Raw genomic sequence first — 25147 nt, 5'->3', positions numbered from 1 at the left:
ACCACCCACAAACCCAAGGCAAGATCGAGCGATTCCATCAAACCCTCAAGCTCTGGCTCGCCAGACAACCCGCGGCCTGGACCCTGGAGGAACTCAACACCCAGCTGCGGGAATTCCAGCACATCTACAACGACCACCGCCCCCACCGGGCCTTGAACAGGCGCACACCGGCCACCGCCTACCAGGGGACACCGAAAGCAGTGCCGAAACAACTGCCAGGCCAGGAACACTTCCGGGCCCGCATGGACCGCATCGATGAGACAGGCACGGTGAGCCTGCGCTACGCAGGAAGACTCCGTCATTTGGGCATCGGACGGGCCTACAAACACGAGAAAGTCCGGATCCTGGTCAAGGACAACGACGTCATCGTCATTCACCACGACACCGCAGAGATCATCGCCGAATTCATCCTTGACGACAGCAAGGACTATCAGGGCAAAAAGAAACACCCCGATCAGAAGACCGGGGTGTAACTATTTCGTCCCCTACAAGGAGTGGGAACGATGTCTCGGGACATAGTGGGAACTATGACCCGAGACATCACATTGGCGGTGACGGTGGGATTTGAACCCACGTCAGGCTCTCACCTGAACAACATTTCGAGTGTTGCACCTTCGGCCGCTCGGACACGTCACCAACGCGTCAACCTTACCGGGTCAACGCCCCACAACAAAAATGAGCCCCCACCAAGACGAGAACATGGGGCAAGATGGGCTCATGGACAGCGAAACACGGCGTGCCTGGAGCTGGCACAAACAGGGCCTGGACGGGTCATTGGCGGGCAGCAGTGCCGCGGATGTTTACAGCAGGGCGGGCTGGGCGCGCTCCATTGGCGGCGCCAATCCCTACCTGACGCTCTTCGCGCGGGCGGGCATCCGGCGCGAGCAGGCCGACGCCGAGGCTGCTGCCCTGCGCATCCATGAACTTCCGACGGCGCGCGGCTGCACCTATGTACTGGGCCAGGACGACTTTGCCTGGGCGCTGTCGCTTGGCCGGGGACCCGCCGAAGCCGTGGTCAAGGTGCTGGACCGGCTCGGCGTCGAACGCAGCGAGGTCCAGGAACTCGAAAACAAGACCCTCGCCGTGCTTCAGGAAGCTGCCGCCAAGGGGGAGGGACCATTGGACCCCAAGGAACTCAAGGACCGCCTGGGCGACGCCGTCCGCAGCCTCGGCGAGGAAGGCAAGAAAAAGGGCGCCTCCACCACGCTGCCCACAGTGCTGGGCCTGCTGCAGGCCGACGGGCGCATTCGCCGTGTGCCCGTCAACGGCCGGCTCGACCAGCAGCGCTACGCCTACACCGCCTGGGGCCTGCCGCCCGCCGCGGAATCCCCGGAACAGGCCCGCGCCCGCCTCATGGAGAACTACCTCGCCTGGACCGGCGGCGCCACGCTCAAGCAGACGCAGTGGTTCACGGCTTTCACAGTGGCCCAGAGCAAGGCCGCGCTCGCAGCCGCCGGTGCCGTGGAGTCCGACGCCGTTGACCCGGACGGGCTGTGGATGCTCCCGGCCGACGCCAGTGCCGCCGCGGACTTCAAGACCCCGGGGGAGGAGCAGATCCAGCTGCTGGCCGGCTCCGACGCCCTGTTCCTGCTGCGCCGCAATGCCTCGGACCATGTCGCCGAGGAGGACCGGGAGCTGGCCATCGGCAAGGAGAAACTGGCCCTGACCGCCGACCTGCCCGACCACCCCATCGTGGACCGCGGGCGCATCATCGGCCTGTGGCAGTACGATCCTGCCCGTGAACGCATTGCCAACTGGCTCTTCCACGCGCCCACTGCGGCCGTCACCCGGCGCATCGCCGAGGTGGAGGCGTTCATCCGTGAGGACCTCGGCGACTTCCGCTCCTTCAGCCTCGATTCGCCCGCCAGCCGGCAAAAGCGGATCGACGCCCTGGACGCGGCGGCCGGGGCCTGACCATGCGCCGGCCAGCTACCTTGCGGGCGGGAACCGTGCTGGCCGCTGTCATGCTGGCCATCGCCGGATGCACAGGAGCGCCACACGTGACTCCGACGGGGGCTGTGCCGTCCCCATCAGACCCTTCGCCAGGCTACACCGGCCCCTGCCTTCCTCCGCCCTTTACCCTCAGTGCGCGGACAGCCAAGCCTGGCGGAACGGTGACCCTGACAGCCAGCGACTCCACCTGCCACCCGCGGTATGGCCAAAATGCGCAGATTGAGGTCAGCATCATGGATTCGAACATGGTTGAGATTTTTCACGGTCTGGGGCCCATGTCGGACGACGGCGGATTCACTTTTGAGTTGGCCGTGCCTGGGACCGCAGAGCCGGGCACGGCCACCGTGATGGCCTGGCCCCACAACCTTGACTGGTGCGATGACACAGGCGTGAACAACCGCATAAATGGAGTCGGGGCCCCAGGCCAGGACCCGGGCCTGGAGCTGGTGGACTGCATCAATCCCGCAAAGCCGCTGCAGATCGAGCCGTAGCATCCGGTCTATTGCCGGTGCGCTCCGAAAAAATCCTTCAACAGGGCTGCGCATTCGTCCTCGCGGACCCCGGGGAACACCTCGACCCAGTGGTTGAGTCGGCGTTCGCGCAGCACGTCAAACACGGAGCCCGCAGCCCCGGCCTTCTCGTCCCAGGCACCAAAAACAACGCGCGGAACCCGTGCCAGCACAATGGCCCCGGCACACATGGTGCACGGTTCCAGCGTGACCACCAGCGTGCAGTCCGCAAGCCGCCAGGAACCAAGGTTTGCCGCAGCCTCGCGGATGGCCACCACCTCGGCATGCGCCGTGGGGTCCCCATGCGCTTCCCGTTCGTTGCGCCCCAAACTCAGCACGCCGCCGTCGGGCCCCAGGACCACGGCCCCGATCGGCACGTCGGCCGTCAGCAGCGCGCGCCGGGCTTCCTCGAGAGCAAGGCCCATCCAGGCCGCGTGTTGCTGCGTGGTGGTTGTCTCGATTTGGCGGGATTCCGGTGTGTTGGGCACGGCTCAATGGTAGCTTTTATTCATGCGCGTACTGGTTGCGGATCATCCGCTTATTGCCCACAAGTTGACCGTCCTGCGGGACAAGACCACCCCGTCACCGGTTTTCCGGCAACTGACGGAGGAGCTTGTCACCCTGCTGGCCTACGAGGCAACCCGCGAAGTGCGCGTTGAGCCCGTCAACATTGAGACGCCCGTGACCTCCACCATCGGCACCGGACTGGTCAAGCCCACGCCCCTGGTGGTGCCGATCCTGCGCGCCGGCCTGGGCATGCTTGAAGGCATGACCCGCCTGCTGCCCACCGCCGAGGTTGGCTTCCTGGGCATGGCCCGCAACGAGGAAACCCTCGAGGCCATCACCTATGCCGAGCGCCTCCCCGAAGACCTCACCGGCCGCCAGGTGTACGTTCTTGACCCCATGCTGGCCACCGGTGGCACGTTGATCGAGGCCTTCAAGTTCCTGTTCGACCGCGGTGCCGCGGACATCACCTGCATCTGCCTGCTGGCCGCCCCCGAGGGCCTGGCCAAGCTGGAAGCAGCGCACGGGGACCGCGACAACGTCCACGTGGTCCTGGCCTCCATTGACGAGGGCCTGAACGAGCAGTCCTACATTGTCCCGGGACTGGGCGACGCCGGCGACCGCCTCTACGGCGTGGTCGACTAAATAATTTCACTGAAGTGGGGGGGGGGTTGGTGTTACCAACACCCCCCCCACAGTCTCACCCCGCCCGGGGGGTTGGTTCGTGTTAACTATGTCTGTCCCCGGCGGGGCCCCGCCCCCCCCCCCCCCCCCCCCCCCACTTCTGTATCTGCGCATGGTTAGTCCCAAATGGCGCGCAGGATCAAATTCAGGTGGCGGCTAGTGCCTGCCCAGCGGCGTCCAGCCGACGGGCAGCGGGCCCTTGACCGACGCGCGCTCCCGGTCTGCGGCGGCTGACCAGCCCTGGGCCGCAGCAACGCCGGGTGCGGCAACGGCGCCGCGCGCCACGCGGAACCCCACATCCTCCAGGACGGCGTCCGGCGCGCTGCCGCGGCGGACCGAGGCGCGGGCGCTCCAGGCCCGGTCGTCCCAGCCGGCGCCGCGCAGGCTCCTGTAGTCGCCATAGCGGGCCGTGTCGGCGTAGTCCCAGCACCATTCCCACACGTTGCCGATCATGTCGAACAGGCCAAAGCCGTTGGGCAGCTTGCCGGCAACATCCTGCGGCCCCTCAACCGCATCGGATGAAATCCAGGCAATGTCTGCCAGCTCGCCATATACCGGCGTGGTGGTCCCGGCGCGTGCCGCCCACTCCCATTCAGCCTCCGTGGGAAGGCGCACGCCATCGGAGCTGGGGTCCCAGGAGACCTCGCGCCCGCTGATGGCGTAGGCCGGCGCCAGGCCGGCCAGTTCGGAGGCGGCGTTGCACCACCGGACGGCGTCAAACCAGGTGACAGGGTGCATGGGGCGCGCGGACAGGGCAGGCGGGGCCGCGCCGTCGTCCGCCAGAAGCTGCCAGGAGGCACAGGTCAGCTGGGTGCGGGCCAGGGAAAACGGCAGCAGTTCCACGCCGCGCGTGGAGCCCGTGCGGGCATCGCGCAGCTGAACCGTTCCGGCGGGCACGGGGGCCAGCCCCAGTGCCGCGATCAAGGCCGCTTGCTCAGCCATGAGGTCCCCCTTCCCCACAAGAATCTTGCTTAGTACCAGCCCACGGACTCGGAGTGGCCCCAGGCGCCGCAGGGTGAGCCGTAGCGGCCCTCAATGTAGCTCAGGCCCCAGCGGATCTGCGTCTGGTAGTTGGTGGCCCAGTCACTGCCGGTGCTGGCCATCTTCTCGGCGGGCAGGGACTGTGCAATGCCGTAGGCGCCGCTCGAGGCGTTCTCCGCGGAGGTCAGCCACTCGGACTCGCGCTGCCACAGCAGGTTCAGGCAGCTCATCTGGTCTGCGCCCCAGCCGTGGGCGGCCATCTGGCCGGCGGCGTAGGCCTTGGCGGCTTCGGGATCGTCCACAACGACGGGGGCGGCGGCCTTTGCGGCGGCGGGCGCGGTTGCCTCGGGGGTGACTGACTCGGCCTCGGCCTTGACGGGGGCAGGCGTGGTGGCTGCGGGAGTCGGCGATGCGCTTGAGGTGACCGAAAGGTCGCTGAACTTGATGGCGGCATCGCTCGGGGCGGACACTGCGGCAGGCTGGGTGGCCTTGTCCACGGCCGAAACCAGGCTGCTGAGGGAATCGTTTGCCTGGGCGTCACTGGCGGGGGAGCCCACCTGCTGGGCCACGGCGCTGGCGGCCACGAGGGCTCCGACAATGGCAACGCCGGCCATGCACTTGGCGGTGGCGGTCACGGCCTTCGGGGCGGCGGCGCGGCTGCCCGCGCGGGCCGGTGCGAAGCCGAAAAGTGAGGGACGGCGGGTTGATTCGGCGCGGCGTCGGCCGCGCTGGGGTGCTGAAGACATGGAGGAGCCTCTCTACGCCTGCGAGGTGAGCTGTCGGGAACGGACTAGAGAATCCGGCCGTGCGGTTCCGGGCGCGGTCCACGGCACCAAAGTGCTGCGTGGTTCGCTGCCGGCTGCACGGATTAACCCCAAGGGCCTCCATGAAAAGGAGACCCGCAAAGATTGGGTCCCCCGTCTCTGCCATGTTTGAGGGGAATGGGCGGCGGCAGAGCTCGGCGAACCGTCCATTGGCGCCCTGAACCGTGGTTGGTTCGGCGGGCACTTCTGCCAGCGTAACCGACTCGAGACCACATGTCACATTTTGGTAACGACCGTTGTAGCAACCTTTCCTCGCGTGACGAAGCAGTCATTTACTTAGCAATGCTAAAGATCTAGAATGGTTGCCTAGAGATACGAAACGTACATGACCTAAGCAGATGAGCCTCCGTGACCGAAACTTTCCGCAGCACCCCCGTCCCAAAAAGCACGACGCCGGCCCCCGGGTCGGGCGCCCCTGTGCAGCCCGCGTCTGGCGGCCCTGCGCCGGGCGGGGAAGGCGGCGGCCAGGGTCCCGGAGCCAGGGCTGCGGAGCCGGCCAGCAGGACGGGGCGGGCCATTGGCGCCGGCCCGCTCGCGGCCGAGTTGCGCGTGGCCGTCATGCGGACCTCGCGCCGGCTCCGGGCGGAAGCCGCGAGCCGTGAGATCAGCCCGGGCCAGTATTCGGTGCTGGCGGCCATCCTGAACGGCCCCCGAACGGTGGGCCAACTGGCCGCCCGCGAACAGATCCAGGCGCCGTCCATGACGCGGATCGTCAACGACCTGGTGGCCGCCGGCCTGGCCGAACGGGGCGAAAACCCGCAGGACAAGCGGCAGGTTCTGGTCGCCATCACGCCGACGGGGTCCGCGGCCCTGCTGCGTGCCCGGTCCAAACGGACGGCGTGGCTCGCCAAGCGCGTTGCGGCACTGACTCCGCAGCAGCGGGCCACCCTCCATGAGGCGGCACTGATCCTGCAGGAGATGAGCGCCTAAATGAATTCCATGTTCCGAGCACTGAAGGTATACAACTACCGGCTGTGGGTGACCGGGGCACTGGTCTCCAACATCGGCACCTGGATGCAGCGCGTGGCGCAGGACTGGCTGGTCCTGACGGTGCTGACCAACCATTCCGGCACCGCCGCCGGCATCACCACAGGCCTGCAATTCCTCCCCATAATTTTCCTGGGCCCCTTTGCCGGGCTGCTCGGGGACCGCGTCAACAAGCGCAAGTTGCTGCTGGTCACGCAGACCGCCATGGGGCTTTGTGCGCTTTTGTTGGGAATTTTGGTGGTCACCGGGTCTGTACAACTGTGGCACGTGTATGCATTGGCGCTGCTTCTGGGCGTTGCCAGCGCCTTTGACGCCCCGTCGCGGCAGGCGTTTGTTTCGGAAGTCGTCGGGAAAGGGGATGTGCCCAACGCCGTCGCCCTCAACAGCGCCTCCTTCAACCTGGCACGCCTGGCCGGCCCCGGCATCGCGGGCCTGGTCATCGCGCTCGTCGGCACCGGCCCCGCGTTCCTGATCAACGCCGCCAGCTTTGCCGCCGTCATCATCTCGCTGTGGCGGATGCGCACCAGCGAGCTCATGCCGGCCGTGCGCGTGCCCCGGGCCAAGGGCCAGATCCGTGAGGGGTTCCGGTACATCAGGCGCCGCCCGGACCTGCTGATGATCATGGTGTTGGTGTTCTTGGTGGGAACCTTCGGCATGAACTTCCAGATCACCAACGCCCTCATGGCCACCACGGTGTTCCACCTGGGGCCGGGGGAGTACGGGCTGCTGGGTTCGGTCATGGCGATCGGCACGCTGGCTGCCGCGCTCATGGCCGCCCGGCGCAAGAACATGCGGATGCTGTACATCGTGGGAGGGGCCCTGGCCTTTGGCGTCACCGTGGCCATTGCCGCAGCCATGCCCAGCTACTTCTGGTACGCCGTGGCCCTGGTGCCCGTGGGAATTGCGTCGCTGACCTTCATGAATGCCTGCAACACCACTGTGCAGCTGACCACGGATTCGGCCATGCGCGGGCGGGTCCTGGCCGTCTACATGGTGGTGCTGCAGGGCGGCACTCCCATCGGGGCGCCCCTGGTTGGCTGGATCGCCACCGAGTTCGGTGCACGGTGGTCGTTGGTCCTGGGTGCCGTGGTGGCAGTCCTTGCCGGCCTGGGGGCACTGGTGCTGATGAACCGGCGCAACAATGTCCGGCTGCGTGACCAGGTCCGCAGCATCCACCCCTTCCTGGTGGTGTCGAGGTGGCACCGGCCCGAAGGCCACCAGGCGGTCCATACTACCGATCCCCGGGTTGCGGCTGGAAGTGGTCCCGAGGGTGCCCCGGGAAGGACGCAGGCGACAGGTGAAACGGCACCGGAAAGGAACGCTGGGTAAACCATTGTTTACCTAGCGTCAAATTCTGGGGGAATGCTGGGTGCCTTGGACGACTTGCTGGACGCCCCGCGGGCATGCATTTTTCCGTGATGAACCAATTTATCGAAAACTGTGGATCTGCCAAATTTATGACGAGGCAATGCGTCCATAAGATAAATAGATTCTGTTCATTGCTCGAATATGCTCGAAAATGAGAGCAAAACGACAGTGTTACATCCATCACAAATCTGCGCACAATCTCACATTGTGGACGTTTTGCGCCTATGTTACTTGCAAGTTCCCTTTGTTACGTAGCAAACTGACTTCTGTGACCATCCACTCAGTGAAATCTGCAGCCGCAGCAACTGTCCGCCCAAGAACGACCGGACGGTTCATGCGTAGTTGTCGAATGCACGCCTAGCCCCCAACCCGGCTGTCAGCCCCGCGCACACCAAAAAGCGCGGCAGGCAACCAGCCTCGGCCCTTGGGCCCGCCCTGGCAACAGGGCATCGATGGATCCGCAGGGACCCACGAACCAATGGAAGCATTCGCGCCGTGGAGTACGGCCATAACACTTAGGTAGTTCAATGTCAGTCGCATCCGGATACGTCCACATCTCTGTACGCAATGCCGCCAAGGCAGGTGCCCGCAATGCAGGTGCAGCCCAGCTGGGCCGCCCCGAACACCTTGGCTACAGCGCCAGCCACCGCCCCGAGGCCGGCGCAGCTGCCCGGCTGCGTGCCGTGCCTGCCGCTGACATCAACCCCATGACGGCCCCCACCCCGGTCATTGCCGGTGGCGGTTCCGGCGCCGACAAGCTGCGCGGCGTAAGCGCCGACAACGTGGCCCGCGGTTTTGTGCTCTACGTGGGCGTCGACGAGGACACGGCAGCTGCCGCCGGTACCTCCCTGGCCAAGCTGGCGCAGGACATCCGCGCCTACGCCCAGACCCTGGTGCCGCAGGCCCAGAGCTACGCGGCCGTTGCCATTGCACCTTCCGACGCCGTGGGCTCGCCCCTGGACGTCGTCCGCTCCACCTTCGGCGACCCCACCGTGGCGCCCCGCCCCCGCCAGGAAGCCATCCGCATCCCGGCCGCCGACCAGCGCCCCACGGGCGTGCTGATCGACCTGGCCCGCCGCGAGGTTCACCTGGACGGCGACACCCTGAACCTCACGTTCAAGGAATTCGAGCTGCTGAACTACCTGGTGGAAAACGGCACCCGCACCGTGGGCCGTGACGAACTCCTTGAAGGCCTGTGGAGCAACGCCGACGAGGTGCCCAACGAGCGCACCATCGACGTGCACATCCGCCGCCTGCGCTCCAAGCTGGGCCGCCTGGCCAACACGGTCCGTACCGTCCGCGGCGAAGGCTACCGCTTCTACGAGCACCCCGAAGTGGTTGTCTGGGCCGCCCCCGAATACTCGATCTAGTCCCCACGCCCTCCCGCACCTCGCAAGCTCGGTGTGGGGCCCTCGGGCGTGTGGGCCCATCCACCCGCTCCCTCCGTTCGCAGGCTCACCGCGGGGCCCTCGGGCGTGTGGGCCCAAAAACGACGGCGCCTGCCCCACTTTGGTGGGGCGGACGCCGTCGTTCTGCTTTGACAGTCACTAAACTGTGGGAATGAGCGAACACCACATCAAACGGCTGATCCTGATGCGCCATGCCAAGGCGGCGTTCCCGCTGGGCGTGGAGGACCACGACAGGCCCCTGGCGCAACGCGGCCACACCGAGGCGCCCCTTGCCGGGAAGTGGCTCATGGACAACGGCGTGGTGCCGGACTTCATCCTGTGCTCCTCCGCCCTGCGGACCCGGCAAACGTGCACCTGGGTGTGCCAGCAGCTGGGGGAGAAGGCGCCCACCCCGAAGCTTGAGGGCGGACTCTATGCGGCCGGGGCCACCTCGATGCTCTCGGTCATCAACCACGTGCCCGAAACCGTGGGCACGCTCATGGTCATCACGCACATGCCGGGCGTGCAGTCACTGGCCCTGCGGCTCGCATCGCGCGACTCCGACCAGGACGCCTACATGGACCTGGCCTCGGGATTCCCCACGAGCGCATTTGCCGTTTTTGAGCACGACGGCGACTGGGCCACGTTGGACGGGCAGGACGCCCAGCTGCTGAACTTCGTGGTGCCGCGGCCGTAGACCGGACGCCGCTGCCGGGCAGCGGCACCCGGACGCCGGGCCCGGCACCCGGGGGCGAGTCAGGCCTCGATTTCCGGCATGAGCGTCTTCAGCGTCCAGGTCTTCTTCTTCGCCACGGCCGCCCAGGCCAGCAGCAGCCCCAGCAGCGTGTAGCCCAGCAGGCCCAGGACAATGGGCCCCAGGGGCGCCAGGTCCGCGCCGTAGATCAGGTGCCGCATGCCTTCCACCACGTGCCCCATGGGCAGGATCTGGTGCATGATGTGCAGCGGTTCCGGAGTGGTCTGCCACGGGAACGTGCCGCCGGAGGAGACCAGCTGCAGCACCAGCAGGATCAGCACCACAAACTTGCCCGGCGTGCCCAGCAGCGCCACGATTCCCTGGATCAGGGCCGTGAATGCCAGCGAGGCCAGAAGCAGCAGGCCCATGGTCAGCCAGGGATGGCTCGGCTCCAGCCCCAGCCCGAACTTCACCACGGCGTACAGCAGTAGTGCCTGCGCCGTGGCGACTGCCGCAAACGGCAGCCACCCGCCAATGGCAATCTTCCACGCTGGGGCGTTGGAGGCCAGCGCCCGCACCGTCAGGGGGCGCATGACCTGGACCAGCATGAACGCGCCAATCCACAGGGCCAGGACCAGGAAGAACGGGGCAAGGCCCGAGCCGTAGTTGGCGGCCTTGGCCTGCGAGACCGAGTCCACGCGGATGGGGTCGGCAATGACGCCGGCCGCATTCTGCTTGTCCTTGTCATTGGGGTCGGGAATGGAGCCGGCCCCGCTGCGCAGCTGGGTGGACAGTTCGGTGGCGCCTGCGGACAGCTTGGCGGAACCGTCCTTCAGGTCCCCGGCGCCGGTGTCCAGCTTCTTTGCTCCCGCGGCCAGCTGGTTGGCGCCGTCGAGGGCCGAGTCCTGGCCGTCGGCGAGGGTTCCGGCGCCGGTCGCCAGCTCGCTGGAACCCGCATGGAGCTGCCCAATCGCGGAGGTCAGGGCGGGCGTTGCGCCTGCCAGCTTCGCTGCACCGCCGGCCACGGCCGCGGAACCGTCGGCCAGTTTTTGGATGTCTGCGGCGTCGGCTGCCAGCTTGTTCTTCAGCTCGGTGACGGCGGGGCTGGTGGTTGCGGTTTTCAGTGAATCGCGGATTTGCGTCGCCTGTGCGGCGGTCAGGACGCCGTCGGCGACCAGTTGGTCCAGCTTGCCGCCGATTGCAGCGGAGGCCGCGCTGTCCAGCTTGTCGGCGCTGCCGATGGCGCCCTGGACCTTGGCGTTCAACGCCGCATTGCCCGCGGCCACGGCGGCGGCGCCGTCAGAAAGGGACTTGGTGTCGGCCGGCAGTGTGGAGGTTTGGGACTCCAGCTGGCCCAGGCCGTTGTCCAGGGCCACGGCGCCCGCCTGCAGCGACTTGGTGCCCGTGAGCAGCTTGGCTTGCCCGGCCGCGAGCGAATCCGCGCCCGTCAGCAGGTCACCCGTGCCGGTTTTCAGCGTCCCCACCCCGCCATCCAGCGAGGTGGCGCCATCCGCCAGCTGCTGCGCGCCGTCGGCCGCCTTCACCAGCTGTGCATGGATGGTGCCGTAGCCGCTCAGCAGCGAGTTGGCGGTCTGCAGTCCCACCTCCTGCGCCACGGATTCGTGGACCTGGGTGGTCACCTTGTCCACGATCGAGGTCAGCAGGTAATTGTTGGCGTCATTGGTGGTCACGCTCATCATGGCCTGCATGGCCGAATCGAAGTTCTCCGGCGAGGCCAGGTTGGCCGAGAAGTCCGCCGGAATGACAAGGGCAAAGGCGAAGTCCCCGTTCCTCACACCCTCGTTGGCTTCCTCGGGGTTGTCCACCAGCTGCCAGTCGAACTTGTGCCCCTCCACGAGGTTTTTGGCAACATCACGCCCCACCTGCAGTTCCTTGCCGTCCTTGGTCACGGCGCCCTCGTCCTGGACCACCACGGCGGCCTTGAGCTGGTCAAGGTTGCCGTATGGATCCCAGTTGGCGTAGAGGTACACGGCCCCGTAAAGCAGCGGAACCATGACCATGGCAACAATTGTCAGCTTGGGCAGGATGCCGCCGGTCATGCGCCTGAGCTCGGACAGTGCCAGCCTGAAGACGGTCATTGGTTTTCCTTCGGGGTGGTCTCGGGTGCTGCAGCTTCGGAGAGTTCGACGTCGGCCGCACCGGTGTGCGCCGCCGTCCCGCCGTCCGCGTCGTGCGGCACGGGCTGCGGGATTTCAGTGGTTTCGGGTTCGGGTTCGGGTTCGGCTTCCGTGCCGGTCGCAGAATCTTCGGGGGCGGCCAGCGCTTCCGTTTCCGGCACTGCGGCGGGTGCCGGCGGCTCCGGCTCGGCAACTGTGTCCGGCTCAACGGCGTCTGGCTCACCGCCCTGGCCCGTGGCGTTTCCGGCCACGGCGGTGGGCCCTTCCCAGCCGTCGGGCAGCCGGCCCACAACGCCAACCACCAGCAGCGGGCGCGACGGGGTCTCGGCATGGGCTTCGGGGCCCAGCCCCATGCGGCCGGCCGCGGCCTGCTCCAGCAGCGGCAGCCAGGCATCGACGTCGGCCGTGTGCCGGTCGGGGGAATCCACCACCACCAGTTCCACAGCACGGTTGGCCAGGGCAAGTTCGAGCTGCAGGTGCAGCAGCCGGGCCGGCTCCAACTCCTCGATCCACTGGCCCAGGATGTCCCGGAAGCCGTGCTTGACCAGCCATTCCGTGGGCCGGGTGCGGTCGCGGAACTTGAAAGGCACCAGGGCCAGGTCCTCTGCCGCAAGGGAGCGGACGCTCAGGTGGTGCTCGGGGGCGTTGACGTCCGGGGCGTCAACCAGGGCGCTGCGCCTGCGAAGGCCCGCCATGGAGGCGTCGCGGCCCAGTGCCACGGTCCCGGAGGAAGGCTTCATGCGGCCCGTCAGTGCCAGGGCCAGTGCGGTGCGGCGTTCCTGCCCGTCGGCCTGGATGAGCAGCACCTCGGCCTTGTGTGCCTGCACCGTCGTGGCCGGCAGTAGGGTGTGCCGCCGCCCGTCGATGTGCAACTGCTTGGTGCTGAGCATGGGGTGCTCCTTCGAAAGTTGGTGAGCTGCCCCAAAATATCAGAACCGACTAGTCAGTACAAAATCGTGCGGGGCTGGTCACCTGCCACTTTTCCATACGGCCGGGTTCAGCCCAAGGGTGTCCCGCGCCCGGCGTCTCAATTCCAAACAGCAGCACATGACGGTTTCGGCGCCGGATCAGGGCATTTGCTGCAGTTTGGATGCCCGGATGCGCAGAAAAGGCGGCCTCCCCGCGTTGCAACGCGTGGAAACCGCCTTTTCAGGGTGGATGTGCCGAACTTAGGCGTCCAGGGCTGCCTTGAACCATCCCGTGATGCTGGAGGGGTGCGTGATCGCGGTGCCCACCACAACGGCGAAGGCGCCGGCGTCCATGGCTGCCCGGGCCTGGGCGGGGGTGTGGATGCGGCCCTCGGCAATGAGCGGCTTGCCCAGGTTTGCGGCGGCGATCTCGGCCAGCAGTTCCAGGTCGGGGCCGTCCGTCTTGGGGCGCTCGCCCGAGTAGCCGGCCAGCGTGGTGCCGATCAGGTCGGCGCCCGCCTCGGCGGCGGCAACGGCGTCGTCAAAGGACCCGCAGTCGGCCATGACCAACGCGTTGGATTCGGCATGGATGCCGGCAATGGTCTCGGCCAGGGTCAGGCCGTCGGGGCGGGGGCGGCGGGTGCCGTCGATGGCCACAATGTGGGCTCCGGCCTGCGCGCAGGAGAGGGCGTGGCGCAGCGTGGGGGTGATGAAGACGCCGTCGTGCCCGTCCTTCCACAGCCCGATCACGGGGACCTCCACGGCCGCACGTGCGAACTGGATGTCGGCAATGCCCTGCACACGGATGGCTGCGGCGCCGCCGGTCACGGCCGAGGCCGCCACCTGGGCCATGGTCCGGGGATCGCGCATGGGTTCGCCCGGGTACGCCTGGGCGGACACCACGAGCTGGCCCTGGAGGCTGTCAAGGTTGGTCAATTTCAGCGTCATGGTGACTCCTGGGAAATTTGGGACTGATTACAGGGAAGAAAGTTTACTTGGCAAAAACCAGGGATGCCGCGCCCACAATGGCAGCGGTGTTCCCCAGGGATGCCCGGACCACGGGAACGGACGCCAGCGGGGCCAGCAGTTCGTCGCGCATGGCCCACTCCATGGCATCCCACCAGAGGCTGCCGGCGTCGGCCAGGCCACCGGAAACCACCACGACGGCGGGGTCCAGGATGTTGATGAGCCCGCCCACTGCCTGGCCGGCCGCGGCTGCGGCCTTGGCAATGACGGCAAGGGCAAGGTCGTCGCCGGCACGGGCCGATTCAAACACGGCCTTGGTGTCTTCCAGTGCCGGGCTGCCGCCGAGGCGCAGGTACGCGGCGTGGATGGCGGGGCCGGAGGCGATGGCCTCCACGTGCCCGGCGTGGCCGCAGGAGCACGGCAGCGGCACGCCGCGGTGCTCGGCGAGCGGCGAGGCAAAATGGCCCATGTGACCGCCCACAAAGTGGTGGCCCAGCAGTGGCTGCCCGTCCACCACGAAGCTGCCGCCAACACCGGTGCCGAAGGCAACCATGAGGGCGGTTGCCGCCCCGGCGCCGGCGCCGTGCAGGGCTTCGCCGAGTGCGTGGGCATGGACGTCGTTGACGACGGTGGTGGGCAGTCCCAGCCTGGCGGTCATTCCCGCTGTGATGTGGGTTCCGCTCCAGCCGAGGATGGCGTCGGTGGCCGAGATGACTGTGCCCTCTGCGGCATTGATGACGCCGGCCGAGCCGATGCCGACTGCCTCGACAGTGGCGCCCTTGGCTGCGGCCTGCTCCACGAGGGAGCGCACGAGTTCGGCAGTGGCGTCCAGAATGGCCTCGCCGCCGTCGCGGTTGAGTGTGGGGACCTGTCCGGTCAGGAGCACGGAACCGTCTTCGCCGACCACGCCAGCCGCTGTTTTGGTTCCGCCAAGGTCAACGCCAACTACATACCGCATGAAGAATCCTTTGAAGTTCAAAAAGTTTAGGTCTCGACAGGCTCGACCACCGGTGGTCGAGCCCGTCGAGACCCGGGACCAACAGGTGTTAGATCAGGCCCGTGCGCTCGAGGATGACCTTGATTGCTGCGGTCTCGTCCTCGTCCAGGGCCAGCATCGGCGCGCTCATGACGTTGGTCTTGATGATGCCCATGAGCACCAGTGCGGTCTTGAACGCGCCCAGGCCGGCGGCGTTGCCGGAAACCCGGCCTGCCTTCGGGGTGTAGACGATGTTGAAGACATCGGCGATGCGGTCCTGCTCGGCTGCAACGCCGGCCCAGTCGCCGGCAACGGAGAGGTCGTACATGCGGCGGTAGGCGGCCGGGTCAACGTTGCCCAGGCCCGGCACAACACCCTGTGCGCCGCCCAGGAGGGCGCCGTCGACAACCACTTCGTGGCCGGTGAAGATGTCGAAGTTCGGGATGTCCTTGGCGCCGATCAGCAGCTGGCGGAAGGAGACATCGTCACCGGAGGAGTCCTTGACACCGGCGATGACGCCTTCGCGGCCCAGCTCCAGGAGCAGGTCGGTGGGCATCTTGAAGTGGGTGCGGACCGGAACGTCGTAGACGAACAGGGGAACGTCCACGGATGCGGCGACGGTGCGGATGTGGCGGCCGGTTTCCTCGGCGTTGCTGATCGCGTAGTACTGGCTGGTGGCCACGATCGCGTCGGCGCCCAGGGAAACCATGCGGCGGGCTTCTTCAACCACGCGGTTGGTGGTCTGCTCCACCGCGCCAACCAACAAGGGGACCTGGCCGGCGTTGACGCCGGCGATGGTCTTCAGCACGGTGTCGCGCTCGTCGTTGGTCTGGTGGGTTACTTCACCGGAGGAGCCGTTGACGAACAGGCCGCTCACGCCGCCTTCGATCAGGTGGCGGGTCAGGTTCTCCAAGGAGGGGACGTCGATGGCGCCATCGGCGGTGCGGGGGGTGCATACGGGCGGGATGACGCCCTGGAAACGGGAAGCGACAGTAGTCACGGGATTACTCCAAAAGTGTGTTGATTTAGGGGAAAATTATGGGCCCACAGGTCCGAGGGTCCCGCTTTGGTGCGGAGCACCAAAGCGGGAGGACATGGGGACTAGATGTGAAGCAGCGACGGCGCGGCGCCGAGGAGCTTCTTGGTGTAGTCGTTGGACGGGTTGTCGAAGATCTGCTCCGCGGAGCCCTCTTCCACGATCTGTCCGTAGTACATGACGGCGATGCGGTCTGACACGTAGCGGACTGTCTGGATGTCATGGCTGATGAAGACCATGCCCAGGTTCAGTTCCTTCTTCAGGTCCGAGAGCAGGTTCAGCACCTGGGCGCGGACGGAAACGTCCAGCGCGGAGGTGGGCTCGTCGGCCACGATGATGTCCGGGTCCAGTGCCAGTGCGCGCGCAATGGCAACACGCTGGCGCTGGCCGCCGGAAACCTGCGACGGCGTGACCTCGGCTGCCGACTGGGGCAGGCCAACCAGCGAGAGCAGTTCCGCAACCTTGGCCAGGCGGGATGCGCCGTTGCCAATGCCGTGGACTGCCAACGGGTCCACCAGGATGTCCTGGATGGTCATGCGCGGGTTCAGTGCTGTCGAGGGGTCCTGGAAGACCACGGCGACTGAGCGGCCGAATTCCTTGCGCATGGCGGCGTTGCGCTTGATGGCGGGCTTGCCGTGGAAGAGCACCTGGCCGGAGGTGGGCTCCTGCAGGCCAACCAGGACCGAGGCCAGCGTGGACTTGCCACAGCCGGACTCGCCCACGATGCCCACGGTCTCGCCGCGGCTGATGGAGAAGTCCACGCCGTTGACGGCCTTGACATAGCTGGGCTTGAACAGTCCGCCGGAACGGGTCCGGTGGTGGACGTGCAGGTCCTTGAGCTCAATAACCGGGGTGCTCGCGGAAACGGCAGCTGTGTGCTTGCTCATTATGCGTTTTCCTTTTCTGTTCCGGAAACTGCCAGTGCATCCTCGGCCTTGTGGCTGGCCCAGAAGTGGTCGGTTGTCACACCGTCGCGGGTGATGGGGACAAATGCCAGCTTCTGGCCCGGGTCGGCGTCGGGGCGCTGGGAACGGCCGGCGAAGCGGTCTCCGGTGGCAAACTCACGCGGTGAGGGAACCGTGCCGGGGATCTGGTGCAGGCGGACGGCGTCGGACTCGATGGAGAGAACGGCGCCCAGCAGGCCACGGGTGTACTCGTGGGCGGGGTGGGTCAACAGCTCGGAAGCCTGTGCGGACTCCACCACCTGGCCGGCGTACATGACGGTGATCTTGTGTGCCAGCGAGGCCACCAGGGCAAGGTCGTGGCTGACGAAGACCATGGCGAAGCCGAGCTGCTCGCGCAGTTCGTTCAGCAGGTCAACAACCTGCTTCTGCACCGTGACGTCCAAGGCGGTGGTGGGCTCATCGGCAACCACAATCTTGGGCGACCGGGACAGTGCCATGGCGATCAGCACGCGCTGGCGCTGGCCGCCGGAGAGCTCGTGCGGGTAGCTCTTGAGAGTGCGCACGGGATCGAGCTTCACAAGTTCCAGCAGCTCGTGCGGGGTCTTGCGACCGTTGCGGCGGGTCAGCTGGAGCATCTGGTCCTTGATCAGCATGGACGGGTTGAGGGAGCTCAACGCATCCTGGTAGACCATGGCAATCTGCTCGCCGCGTAGGCCTTCGTAGGCCTTCACGTCGCTGTGCTTCGTGGCGGGGTTCAGCAGTTCCTTGCCGTCGAAGGTGATGGAACCGGTGACCTCGGCGGTCTTGGGCAGCAGGCCCATGATGGCCAGGGAGGTGATGGACTTTCCACAACCGGACTCGCCCACCAGGCCCATGGTTTCGCCTTCACGCACAGTGAAGGAGACGTTGTCCACAATCGGGGTCGCGCCGAAGCGGCCCGGGAAGCGGATGGAAAGGTTCTTCACTTCCAGGATCACGCGGGCATCGTCGGCAACCTGGGGGAGGCGGTCCGAACGGGACTTTTCAACGGCCTGGAGAAGCAGCAGTTCCTTGTTCAGGGCCGCGAACGGGTCCTCGATGGCGGCGCGTGCCGCAGCATCGGCCTTGGCGAGCTCCAGGGCGGCAGCTGCCGAACCGTCGTCGTCCTTGACCGGGGCGGCGCGCTTGATGCGCGGGTTCACCATGGCATCCGTGAGGCCTTCGGCCAGGATGTTCAGGGACAGGACCGTCAGCAGGATGACCAGACCGGCGAAGGTGGTTGCCCACCAACCGCCGGACAGCACCAGGTTGCGGCCGTAGGAGATCACGTTGCCCCAGCTGGGGTCGGGGTCCTGGATGCCGGCGCCCAGGAAGGACAGGGAGGCTTCCAGGATGATGGCGTCGGCCACCATGACGGTTGCGAACACCAGCACGGGGGCGGCGGTGTTGCGGACAATGTGCTTGACCATGATGTAGGCGCGGCCGGCACCGATCACGCGCTCGGCGCGGACATAGTCCTCGCCGTACTGAGCCAGCACGTTGGCACGCACCACGCGGGCAAGCTGCGGGGTGTAGATGATGGCGATGGAGACGATGATGGTGGGAACCGAGTTGCCGAACGAGGTCAGCAGCACGGCGGCCAGGGCAATGCCCGGGAACGCCATCAGGATGTCCATGATGCGCATGATCACTTCATTGACGGCCTTGGAGGACGTCGCGGCCAGTGCGCCAAGGGTTGCACCGAGCAGGATGGCCAGGGCAACTGAGCCGATACCGATCATGAGCGACGCCTGCGCGCCGTACATGAGGCGGGAGAGGACGTCGCGGCCAATGCGGTCTGTGCCGAAGAGGTGCGCGGCGCTGGGTGCCTGGGCGGGGTCGCCGGTTTCCAGGGGGTCGTGCGGTGCGATGAACGGGGCAAGGATTGCCACGATCGCAATGAAGAGGAGGAAGAGCAGGGCCAGCTTGGAGCCCAGGCTCAGGGCCTTGAAACGCAGGCCAGGCGCACTGAGCCGTTCGGCAAGTTTGCTACGCATGACTTAGACCGTCCTGATTCGGGGGTTGATGAGCAGGTAAAGAAGGTCCACCAGGATGTTCACCAGGACAAAGGTCACGGCGATGACCAGGACAACGCCCTGGACCAGGTTGGTGTCGACGTTGGTGATGCCGTTAAGGATCTGCTGTCCCATGCCGGGCAGGGAGAAGATCATTTCAATCACGACGGCGCCGCCGAGCAGGTAGCCGATGCGCAGGCCCAGCACGGTCACCGGGGTGACCAGGGCGTTGCGCAGGACGTTCTTGGATACAACTGTGGTGTACGGGACACCGTTGCCGATCGCGGTGCGGACGTAGTCGCGGTCCAGTTCCTCAACCATCGAGGTGCGGACCACGCGGATCAGTGATGCCGAGACGGGGACTGCCAGCGCCAGCGCGGGCAGCGTCATGGAACTGAGCCAGCCGGCAAAGCCGTCGGCCGGGTCTGCCAGGCCACCGGAGGGGAACAGGGAGTTGTCGCCCAGGGCGAACCACTGGATGAGCAGAATGCCGAGCCAGAACGAGGGCGTGGCGATGGCTGCAATGGAGAAGACGCGGATGGCCTGGTCAACCCAGGTGTCGCGGTAGAGCGCTGCAAGGACGCCGAAGACCAGCGAGATCACGATGGCGATGAGCACACCCAGGAACGTCAGCTGCAAGGTCACCGGGAAGGCGCTGGCAATGACGTCAAGGATGGGCTTTTCCGGCGGCAGGGTCATGCCGAAGTCGCCCCTGATGAGCTTGCCCAGGTAGGTGAAGTATTGAATGAAAAGGGGGTCGTTGAGACCGTTGACCTCGCGGTACTGTGCCAGGGCCTCTTGTGAGGCGCCTTCGCCCAGCGCTGCAACGGCACGGTCACCAGGAGCGAACTGCAGCACCACGAAGACGAGCAGGGTAACACCCAGGATCATCAACGGAAGTGCTGCGAGCCGGCGTCCCAGCAGTCGCAAAAAGTTTGCCAATGTACTTACTCCGGTTCTATTTGCAAGGGATCAGCGGGGGAACTGTGCCCTGCGTCATAGGAAAGATGGTTTCAGACCAGAGGGGCCGTGGCCAGGGAGCAGGCCACAGCCCCTCAGGTCTGCGATGAAACGTTGAAACTAGGACGTGCGGCCGACTCCAACGAAGGAAACGCCGGTGGTCGGCAGGGGCTGGAAGCCACTGAGCTTCTTGGAATCCCAAGCTGTGGGCAGCTTGCGGTGGAAGATCGGGTACAGCGGCACTTCTTCGGCGATGATGTTGATGATCTCGCTGTAGAGCTTCTTGGCATCGGCCTCGGGAGCGGCCAGGGCTGCGTCGAGCTTGGTCTGGACTTCCTTGTACTCTGCCGATTCGCTCCAGGCGAAGCGGTTCTTGGCCCAGGTGTTGCCGCGGAACCACCAGCTCAGCAGGATGTCAGCGTCGTTGCCGAACACGGACGGATCGCCGGGGGCGGCGACGACGTCGTACTTCAGGCCGCTGACCTTGTCCGGTCCGTAGACGGCGGCGGAAGCCAGCGGCTCCAGCGTGGTCTCGACGCCGATTGCATCCCAGTTCTTCTTGATGAGCGGGATGACGTCCTTGACCCACGCGGTGTCCGTGCTGGTCAGGGTCAGCTTCAGGCCCGAGACGCCTGCTGCGGACAGCAGCGACTTGGCCTTGTCGGCGTCGAACGTGTAGACGGTGGAAGCCTTCTGGTAGTTCGGGCTTCCTTCCTGGAAGTAGGACGTTGCTGCCGTGGCGTTGCCCAGCAGTGCGGTCTTGATGATCGCTTCCTTGTCCAGGGCGTAGTGCAGTGCCTGGCGGACTTCCTTCTTGTCGAAGGGGGCCTTGGACAGGTTGAACATGAGGAACATCAGGCCGAAGGACTGGACAGCCTCAACGTCGACCTTTGACTTCAGGGCGTCAACGTCCAGGTAGGGGACGTCCTCGATTGCCTGGACGCGGCCGGACTGCATGGCGGTGACGCGGGCAGAAGCGTCAGAGAGCAGGAACCAGGTCATGTCCTTGGCCAGGGCAGGCTTGGGGCCGTTGTAGTCGTCGTTGCGGGCGAAGACGATCTTGTCGTCCTTGGCTGCGGAAACGAACTTGTACGGGCCGGTGCCGATCGGCTTGGCGTCGAAGGCCTTCTGGTCTGCGGAGGCAACAGCCTTGGGCACAACCTTGACCACGGAGATGCGGGGGCCGAAGCCAGCGAATGCGGTCTTGAGCTTGAACTCAACGGTGGTTGCGTCGACAACCTTGACGGAGTCAAGGAAGAAGATGAACTGTGCGAACAGGGCCTTGTTGGCCGGGTCCATGACACGCTCGAAGGAGTAGACAACGTCTTCGGTGGTGACGGGGGTGCCGTCGTGGAACTTCGCGCCGTCGCGAATCGTGACCTGGTAGGTCAGGTCGTCGATCTTCTTCGGGTCTTCCTTGGCCAGCGCGTTGTAGGGCTCACGCGTTGCCGGGTGGAGTTCCACCAGGCCTTCGAAGATGTGCAGGTTGGCGGCCAACGGAGTTGCACCCGAGGAGCTCATGGGGTCAAAGCCGGTTGACAGGGAGTAGGAGATGCCCGCTTCGATGGACAGGTCCTTGTTGACGGTGCCGGCGGTGGCTCCGTCCTTGCCCGTGTCAGTGGATGAACCACAGGCTGCGAGGGTGGCGGTGAAAGCAGTAGCTGCACCAAGGACACCAGCGGCCTTGAGGAAAGTGCGTCGCGATGCGGGGGTCGCAGGCAGGTTCTGAAGAGTATTGCTCATTCTGTTGACTCACCATTTCGTCTATTAGTTATCGGATGTAGGACGTCCGATGCTTATGATGAAACTGTAATAGCCATCACAAGGGTTGGTCAAGTGGCGTTCAGGTCTCGTTTTGGTTTCGTTTGCCCGTAGTTCCTGCGGGTCCCGGTGGCGCAGGCGGCCGTTGCCGCAAATCGCCGGAAGCCCGGAAGCGCGCCATGTAGGCAAGTTGTCGGACATCCGATATTGTATGGTTTAGGTCACGTTGCCGGCCGCGCGGCGCAGCTGCTCCAAAGTCGCCGGCCAGGTTCTTGCTCATTGATTATTGTAGCCAAGCTGACGCGGCATTGATTAGACCATTTAAGTGAGAAACGCGTGACTGCCTAGCACGCATATTTTGAGGAGTTTTGTTGTCAATCTCAACGGCGGTGCCGAAGGCCCGATTCAGCGCCCAGGTGCGTCTTCGCGCGCTGCAGGCGGACATCATGGAACTGATCCTCGACCGGGACCTCGATGCGGGCGATCCCATGCCCACCGAGAGTGAGCTGTGCGAGGTGCTCGGCGTTGGCCGCAACACCCTACGCGAATCCCTGAAGGTCCTGCAGGCGCTGGGCGTCATTGAAATCCGACATGGGTTCGGCATGTTTGTTGCTCCCAGCAGCTTTGATGCGCTGGCCGACGGCCTCACCTTCCGTGGCCGGCTGTCCCTGCGCCACGAGGGACTTGAGGCGCTGCAGCTCGTTGACATCCGCCAGGCCCTGGAATCCGGGCTCATCAGTGCCGCCATTGCAGTGGTCACCGAGGAGCACCTGGCCCTCATAGAAGGTGCTGTGGTCAAGATGGAGGAGCTGGCTGCGCGCGGGGAAGCCTTTGCCGAGGCCGACGCTGAATTCCACCGCCTGCTCTTCGAGCCCCTGGGCAACGACCTCCTGATGAACCTCATGAGCGTCTTCTGGAAGGTCTACCGCAAGATCCATGTGGAGATTGGCACGGGAGGCACCGACCTCGTCGGCACCGCAGCCCAGCACCGTGACATCTACACCGCCGTCGCGGCACAGGACGCCGCCACGGCATCGGAGCTGCTGAACCGGCACTTTGACGGCATCCGCGCAAAGATCAAGCTCTTCGTGGAGCCCTAGCGCCCACTTCACGCTTCACAAGGCCCGCATCGGAGCCTGGCATCGCGAAACTCGCGTGCCGGCGCACCGGTGCGGGCCTTTTGCTGTCCGGGCCGGGTTCGCCGCTGCTTGCGGGCCGTGGGGTCGCACTAGTTGCCCCTGTGGCCGAATTTGGGGGCGAGCAGTGCGAGTTCACGGGACACAAAAAGAAAGAGCCCCAAGCCGAAGCTTGGGACTCTTTCTCAACTGTGCGCGCGAAGGGATTCGAACCCCCAACCTTCTGATCCGTAGTCAGATGCTCTATCCGTTGAGCTACGCACGCATATTTTGTTTCTTTGTTTCTTTGTTGACCCTCGGGCCGTGAATAACTCTAACCCACCTTGGGACGAGAGTACAAATCGGAAAGGCCCCAACCCGCGGTGTTCCCCGACACTAGACCGGTCTAGGTGATCTGGATCACAAATGTGGACCATATCAAAAATGGAAATCCGCGGAAACACGCCAAAGTTGCTCCCCGCCGTGTGTGTACGTCCCATATCCGATGCCCAAAGATGGCGAAAACCCGGCCATAGCATTTAGACACCACCTACCCACCCAATGAAGGGAACCACGATGGTCCACGCGTCAGTGCAGGAAACCGTTGAGCAGGCAATGACAACCCACAAGGGCCTCGCCGCCTGGGTGTCCGAAGTTGCCGCTTTGACCCTGCCGGAGAATATCCGCTGGGTGGACGGGTCTGCGCGGGAATATGACGAGCTCACGGACCAGCTGGTGGCCGAAGGCACGCTGACCCGCCTGAACCCCGAGCTGTTCCCCAACTCCTTTGCCGCCTTCTCCGATCCCAAGGATGTTGCCCGGGTCGAGGGCCGGACCTTCATCTGCTCCAAAGAGGAGCGCGACGCCGGCTTCACCAACAACTGGATGGACCCGGCGGCCATGAAGGAGATCCTGGACGCAAGGTTTGCCGGCAGCATGCGTGGGCGCACCATGTACGTCATCCCGTTCGTCATGGGACCGCTGGACGCGCAGGACCCCAAGTTCGGCGTGGAGATCACCGACTCCGCCTACGTTGTTACCTCCATGCGGATCATGGCCAGGATCGGCAGCGAGGTGCTGCACAAGCTTGAAGCCACCAATGCGTTCTTCGTCCCGGCACTCCACTCGGTGGGTGCACCGCTGGAGAAGGGCCAGAAGGACGTGGCCTGGCCGTGCAACGAGGAAAAGTGGATTGTGCACTTCCCCGAGGAGCGCTCCATCTACTCCTTCGGCTCCGGCTACGGCGGAAACGCCCTCCTCGGCAAGAAATGCTTCGCGCTGCGCATCGCCTCGGTCATGGCCCGCGACGAGGGCTGGCTGGCCGAGCACATGCTGATCCTCAAGCTCACCAGCCCCGAGAAGAAGACCTACCATGTTGCCGCGGCGTTCCCCTCTGCCTGCGGAAAGACCAACCTGGCCCTGTTGGAACCCACCATCCCGGGATGGAAGGCCGAAACCCTGGGCGATGACATCAACTGGATGCGCTTTGGGCGTGAGGGGGAGCTGCGGGCAGTGAACCCGGAGGCAGGCCTCTTTGGCGTGGCCCCCGGCACCGGCTGGTCCACCAACCCCAACGCCATGGCCGCAATCGTCAAGGGCAACTCCATCTTCACCAACGTTGCCCTGACCGACGACGGCGGCGTCTGGTGGGAGGGCATGACCGACGAAGTGCCCGCGCACCTGACTGACTGGCAGGGGCAAGACTGGACGCCCGGCTCGGGCCGCCCGGCAGCGCACCCCAACTCCCGGTTCTGCACGCCCATCGACCAGGTGGACATGCTCTCCAAGGACTACTACGAGGCCGACGGCGTGGAAATCAACGCCATCCTGTTCGGCGGGCGCCGCAAGACCACCATCCCGCTGATCACCCAGGCGCGCAGCTGGACGAACGGCATCTTCATGGGCTCCACCCTCTCCTCGGAAACCACGGCCGCGGCCACCGGTGCCGTGGGAGTGGTTCGCCGCGACCCCATGGCCATGCTGCCGTTCATCGGCTACGACGCCGGCGACTACCTCAAGCACTGGATCAACCTGTCCGCAGGAGCCGACCAGGAGCGGCTGCCCAAGATCTTCCTGGTCAACTGGTTCCGCCGCACGGCCGACGGCGGCTTCGCCTGGCCCGGTTTCGGGGAGAACAGCCGCGTGCTCAAGTGGGCCGTGGAGCGGATCGAAGGCACGGCCGGCGCGGTCGAAACCCCCATCGGCTTCGTCCCGGAAGAGGGCGGCCTGGACCTGGACGGGCTGGACGTCTCGGCGTCGGACATGGTGGACGCACTCAAGGTGGTCCCGGAGGAGTGGGAGACCGAGCTCGCTGGCATTCAGGAGTGGTACGCCCAGTTCGGCGATTCCCTGCCGGTTGAGCTGGCAGCCGAGCTGGACGGCCTGAAGCAGCGCTTCGCGGCCTAGACAAACATAAAGAGGGTCTCGACAGGCTCGACCATCGGTGGTCGAGCCTGT

At 65.6% G+C, this 25147-nt stretch carries 22 protein-coding genes, 2 tRNA genes and 1 riboswitch; of the genes, 10 read left to right on the top strand and 14 right to left on the bottom strand.

The window, feature by feature from the left end:
* A partial coding sequence (locus PCK14_RS18945) for an integrase core domain-containing protein (RefSeq protein ID WP_269940077.1) occupies positions 1-473 on the top strand: 473 nt, incomplete at its 5' end.
* Positions 474-546: 73 nt separating this feature from the next.
* On the opposite strand, the gene PCK14_RS18940 is transcribed toward PCK14_RS18945, so the two are convergent.
* A tRNA-Ser gene (locus PCK14_RS18940) sits at positions 547-636 on the bottom strand.
* An 81-nt stretch (positions 637-717) separates the two neighbouring features.
* On the opposite strand from PCK14_RS18940, the gene PCK14_RS18935 reads away from it, so the two are divergent.
* Together PCK14_RS18935 and PCK14_RS18930 are read left to right on the top strand one after the other, a co-directional pair.
* The gene (locus tag PCK14_RS18935) at positions 718-1914 is read left to right on the top strand and encodes a DNA glycosylase AlkZ-like family protein (protein WP_269940076.1); all 1197 of its coding nucleotides are present in this window, start codon (positions 718-720) and stop codon (positions 1912-1914) included.
* Between the two features lie 284 nt (positions 1915-2198).
* Complete coding sequence (locus tag PCK14_RS18930) at positions 2199-2444, top strand: hypothetical protein (protein WP_269940075.1); 246 nt, start codon at positions 2199-2201, stop codon at positions 2442-2444.
* An 8-nt stretch (positions 2445-2452) separates the two neighbouring features.
* On the opposite strand, the gene tadA is transcribed toward PCK14_RS18930, so the two are convergent.
* Complete coding sequence (gene tadA, locus PCK14_RS18925) at positions 2453-2950, bottom strand: tRNA adenosine(34) deaminase TadA (RefSeq protein ID WP_269940074.1); 498 nt, start codon at positions 2948-2950, stop codon at positions 2453-2455.
* A gap of 22 nt (positions 2951-2972) precedes the next feature.
* Between tadA and upp the strand changes: the two genes are divergently transcribed.
* Positions 2973-3611, top strand: a complete 639-nt coding sequence (gene upp / locus PCK14_RS18920) for a uracil phosphoribosyltransferase (protein WP_269940073.1) — start codon at positions 2973-2975, stop codon at positions 3609-3611.
* Positions 3612-3806: 195 nt separating this feature from the next.
* Here upp and PCK14_RS18915 read toward each other — a convergent pair whose 3' ends face one another.
* Together PCK14_RS18915 and PCK14_RS18910 are read right to left on the bottom strand one after the other, a co-directional pair.
* The gene (locus tag PCK14_RS18915) at positions 3807-4592 is read right to left on the bottom strand and encodes a formylglycine-generating enzyme family protein (protein WP_269940072.1); all 786 of its coding nucleotides are present in this window, start codon (positions 4590-4592) and stop codon (positions 3807-3809) included.
* Positions 4593-4621: 29 nt separating this feature from the next.
* Positions 4622-5377 (bottom strand): transglycosylase, encoded by a 756-nt coding sequence (locus PCK14_RS18910; RefSeq protein ID WP_269940071.1) that lies wholly within the window; start codon positions 5375-5377, stop codon positions 4622-4624.
* A 3-nt stretch (positions 5378-5380) separates the two neighbouring features.
* A riboswitch (cyclic di-AMP (ydaO/yuaA leader) is annotated at positions 5381-5589 on the bottom strand.
* 214 nt (positions 5590-5803) lie between these two features.
* On the opposite strand from PCK14_RS18910, the gene PCK14_RS19320 reads away from it, so the two are divergent.
* The 4 genes from PCK14_RS19320 to PCK14_RS18890 all read left to right on the top strand — a co-directional run bounded on the left by PCK14_RS19320 (position 5804) and on the right by PCK14_RS18890 (position 9895).
* A complete protein-coding gene (locus tag PCK14_RS19320) occupies positions 5804-6385 on the top strand; it encodes a MarR family winged helix-turn-helix transcriptional regulator (protein ID WP_333474368.1) in 582 nt (193 codons plus the stop codon).
* Complete coding sequence (locus PCK14_RS18900; protein ID WP_269940070.1) at positions 6386-7771, top strand: MFS transporter; 1386 nt, start codon at positions 6386-6388, stop codon at positions 7769-7771. It begins immediately after the preceding gene.
* Between the two features lie 566 nt (positions 7772-8337).
* The gene (locus tag PCK14_RS18895; RefSeq protein ID WP_269940069.1) at positions 8338-9180 is read left to right on the top strand and encodes a winged helix-turn-helix domain-containing protein; all 843 of its coding nucleotides are present in this window, start codon (positions 8338-8340) and stop codon (positions 9178-9180) included.
* A 190-nt stretch (positions 9181-9370) separates the two neighbouring features.
* Positions 9371-9895, top strand: a complete 525-nt coding sequence (locus tag PCK14_RS18890; protein WP_269940068.1) for a SixA phosphatase family protein — start codon at positions 9371-9373, stop codon at positions 9893-9895.
* A gap of 59 nt (positions 9896-9954) precedes the next feature.
* On the opposite strand, the gene PCK14_RS18885 is transcribed toward PCK14_RS18890, so the two are convergent.
* From PCK14_RS18885 to PCK14_RS18845, 9 genes are all read right to left on the bottom strand, one after another.
* Positions 9955-11991: a YhgE/Pip family protein gene (locus tag PCK14_RS18885; RefSeq protein WP_269940067.1), complete on the bottom strand. Its 2037-nt coding sequence runs from the start codon at positions 11989-11991 to the stop codon at positions 9955-9957.
* Positions 11988-12920 carry an ABC transporter ATP-binding protein gene (locus PCK14_RS18880; RefSeq protein ID WP_269940066.1) on the bottom strand — a complete coding sequence of 311 codons (933 nt, stop codon included), beginning with the start codon at positions 12918-12920 and terminating at the stop codon, positions 11988-11990. The genes PCK14_RS18885 and PCK14_RS18880 overlap by 4 nt, the downstream gene beginning before the upstream one ends.
* Positions 12921-13199: 279 nt before the next feature.
* Positions 13200-13886: an N-acetylmannosamine-6-phosphate 2-epimerase gene (locus PCK14_RS18875; protein WP_269940065.1), complete on the bottom strand. Its 687-nt coding sequence runs from the start codon at positions 13884-13886 to the stop codon at positions 13200-13202.
* A gap of 43 nt (positions 13887-13929) precedes the next feature.
* Positions 13930-14862 carry an ROK family protein gene (locus PCK14_RS18870; RefSeq protein WP_269940064.1) on the bottom strand — a complete coding sequence of 311 codons (933 nt, stop codon included), beginning with the start codon at positions 14860-14862 and terminating at the stop codon, positions 13930-13932.
* A gap of 88 nt (positions 14863-14950) precedes the next feature.
* Entirely contained in the window at positions 14951-15880 is a 930-nt protein-coding gene (locus PCK14_RS18865) for a dihydrodipicolinate synthase family protein (protein ID WP_269940063.1), read from the bottom strand.
* Between the two features lie 101 nt (positions 15881-15981).
* Positions 15982-16803: an ATP-binding cassette domain-containing protein gene (locus PCK14_RS18860; protein WP_269940062.1), complete on the bottom strand. Its 822-nt coding sequence runs from the start codon at positions 16801-16803 to the stop codon at positions 15982-15984.
* On the bottom strand, positions 16803-18836 hold the full coding sequence (locus PCK14_RS18855) for a dipeptide/oligopeptide/nickel ABC transporter permease/ATP-binding protein (protein WP_269940061.1): 2034 nt from the start codon (positions 18834-18836) through the stop codon (positions 16803-16805). The genes PCK14_RS18860 and PCK14_RS18855 overlap by 1 nt, the downstream gene beginning before the upstream one ends.
* Positions 18837-18839: 3 nt before the next feature.
* Complete coding sequence (locus tag PCK14_RS18850) at positions 18840-19796, bottom strand: ABC transporter permease (protein WP_269940060.1); 957 nt, start codon at positions 19794-19796, stop codon at positions 18840-18842.
* 138 nt (positions 19797-19934) lie between these two features.
* The gene (locus PCK14_RS18845; RefSeq protein ID WP_269940059.1) at positions 19935-21557 is read right to left on the bottom strand and encodes an ABC transporter substrate-binding protein; all 1623 of its coding nucleotides are present in this window, start codon (positions 21555-21557) and stop codon (positions 19935-19937) included.
* Between the two features lie 386 nt (positions 21558-21943).
* On the opposite strand from PCK14_RS18845, the gene PCK14_RS18840 reads away from it, so the two are divergent.
* Positions 21944-22675, top strand: a complete 732-nt coding sequence (locus PCK14_RS18840) for a FadR/GntR family transcriptional regulator (RefSeq protein WP_442864765.1) — start codon at positions 21944-21946, stop codon at positions 22673-22675.
* Between the two features lie 228 nt (positions 22676-22903).
* On the opposite strand, the gene PCK14_RS18835 is transcribed toward PCK14_RS18840, so the two are convergent.
* Positions 22904-22976 (bottom strand) — tRNA-Arg (locus PCK14_RS18835).
* Between the two features lie 290 nt (positions 22977-23266).
* Here PCK14_RS18835 and PCK14_RS18830 point away from each other — a divergent pair.
* Complete coding sequence (locus PCK14_RS18830) at positions 23267-25096, top strand: phosphoenolpyruvate carboxykinase (GTP) (RefSeq protein ID WP_269940057.1); 1830 nt, start codon at positions 23267-23269, stop codon at positions 25094-25096.
* Positions 25097-25147: the final 51 nt, after the last annotated feature.

The sequence above is a fragment of the Arthrobacter sp. HY1533 genome (genome assembly GCF_027568515.1).
Classification (GTDB): Bacteria; Actinomycetota; Actinomycetes; order Actinomycetales; family Micrococcaceae; genus Specibacter.
This window is presented reverse-complemented; position numbering and strand designations above follow the sequence as displayed.

Coding starts and splice junctions, on each gene's coding strand:
- PCK14_RS18935 (WP_269940076.1), top strand. CDS start 718: ATGGACAGCGAAACACGGCGTGCCTGGAGCTGGCACAAACAGGGCCTG.
- PCK14_RS18930 (WP_269940075.1), top strand. CDS start 2,199: ATGGTTGAGATTTTTCACGGTCTGGGGCCCATGTCGGACGACGGCGGA.
- upp (WP_269940073.1), top strand. CDS start 2,973: ATGCGCGTACTGGTTGCGGATCATCCGCTTATTGCCCACAAGTTGACC.
- PCK14_RS18915 (WP_269940072.1), bottom strand. CDS start 4,592: ATGGCTGAGCAAGCGGCCTTGATCGCGGCACTGGGGCTGGCCCCCGTG.
- PCK14_RS18910 (WP_269940071.1), bottom strand. CDS start 5,377: ATGTCTTCAGCACCCCAGCGCGGCCGACGCCGCGCCGAATCAACCCGC.
- PCK14_RS18900 (WP_269940070.1), top strand. CDS start 6,386: ATGAATTCCATGTTCCGAGCACTGAAGGTATACAACTACCGGCTGTGG.
- PCK14_RS18895 (WP_269940069.1), top strand. CDS start 8,338: ATGTCAGTCGCATCCGGATACGTCCACATCTCTGTACGCAATGCCGCC.
- PCK14_RS18890 (WP_269940068.1), top strand. CDS start 9,371: ATGAGCGAACACCACATCAAACGGCTGATCCTGATGCGCCATGCCAAG.
- PCK14_RS18885 (WP_269940067.1), bottom strand. CDS start 11,991: ATGACCGTCTTCAGGCTGGCACTGTCCGAGCTCAGGCGCATGACCGGC.
- PCK14_RS18880 (WP_269940066.1), bottom strand. CDS start 12,920: ATGCTCAGCACCAAGCAGTTGCACATCGACGGGCGGCGGCACACCCTA.
- PCK14_RS18875 (WP_269940065.1), bottom strand. CDS start 13,886: ATGACGCTGAAATTGACCAACCTTGACAGCCTCCAGGGCCAGCTCGTG.
- PCK14_RS18870 (WP_269940064.1), bottom strand. CDS start 14,862: ATGCGGTATGTAGTTGGCGTTGACCTTGGCGGAACCAAAACAGCGGCT.
- PCK14_RS18860 (WP_269940062.1), bottom strand. CDS start 16,803: ATGAGCAAGCACACAGCTGCCGTTTCCGCGAGCACCCCGGTTATTGAG.
- PCK14_RS18855 (WP_269940061.1), bottom strand. CDS start 18,836: ATGCGTAGCAAACTTGCCGAACGGCTCAGTGCGCCTGGCCTGCGTTTC.
- PCK14_RS18845 (WP_269940059.1), bottom strand. CDS start 21,557: ATGAGCAATACTCTTCAGAACCTGCCTGCGACCCCCGCATCGCGACGC.
- PCK14_RS18830 (WP_269940057.1), top strand. CDS start 23,267: ATGGTCCACGCGTCAGTGCAGGAAACCGTTGAGCAGGCAATGACAACC.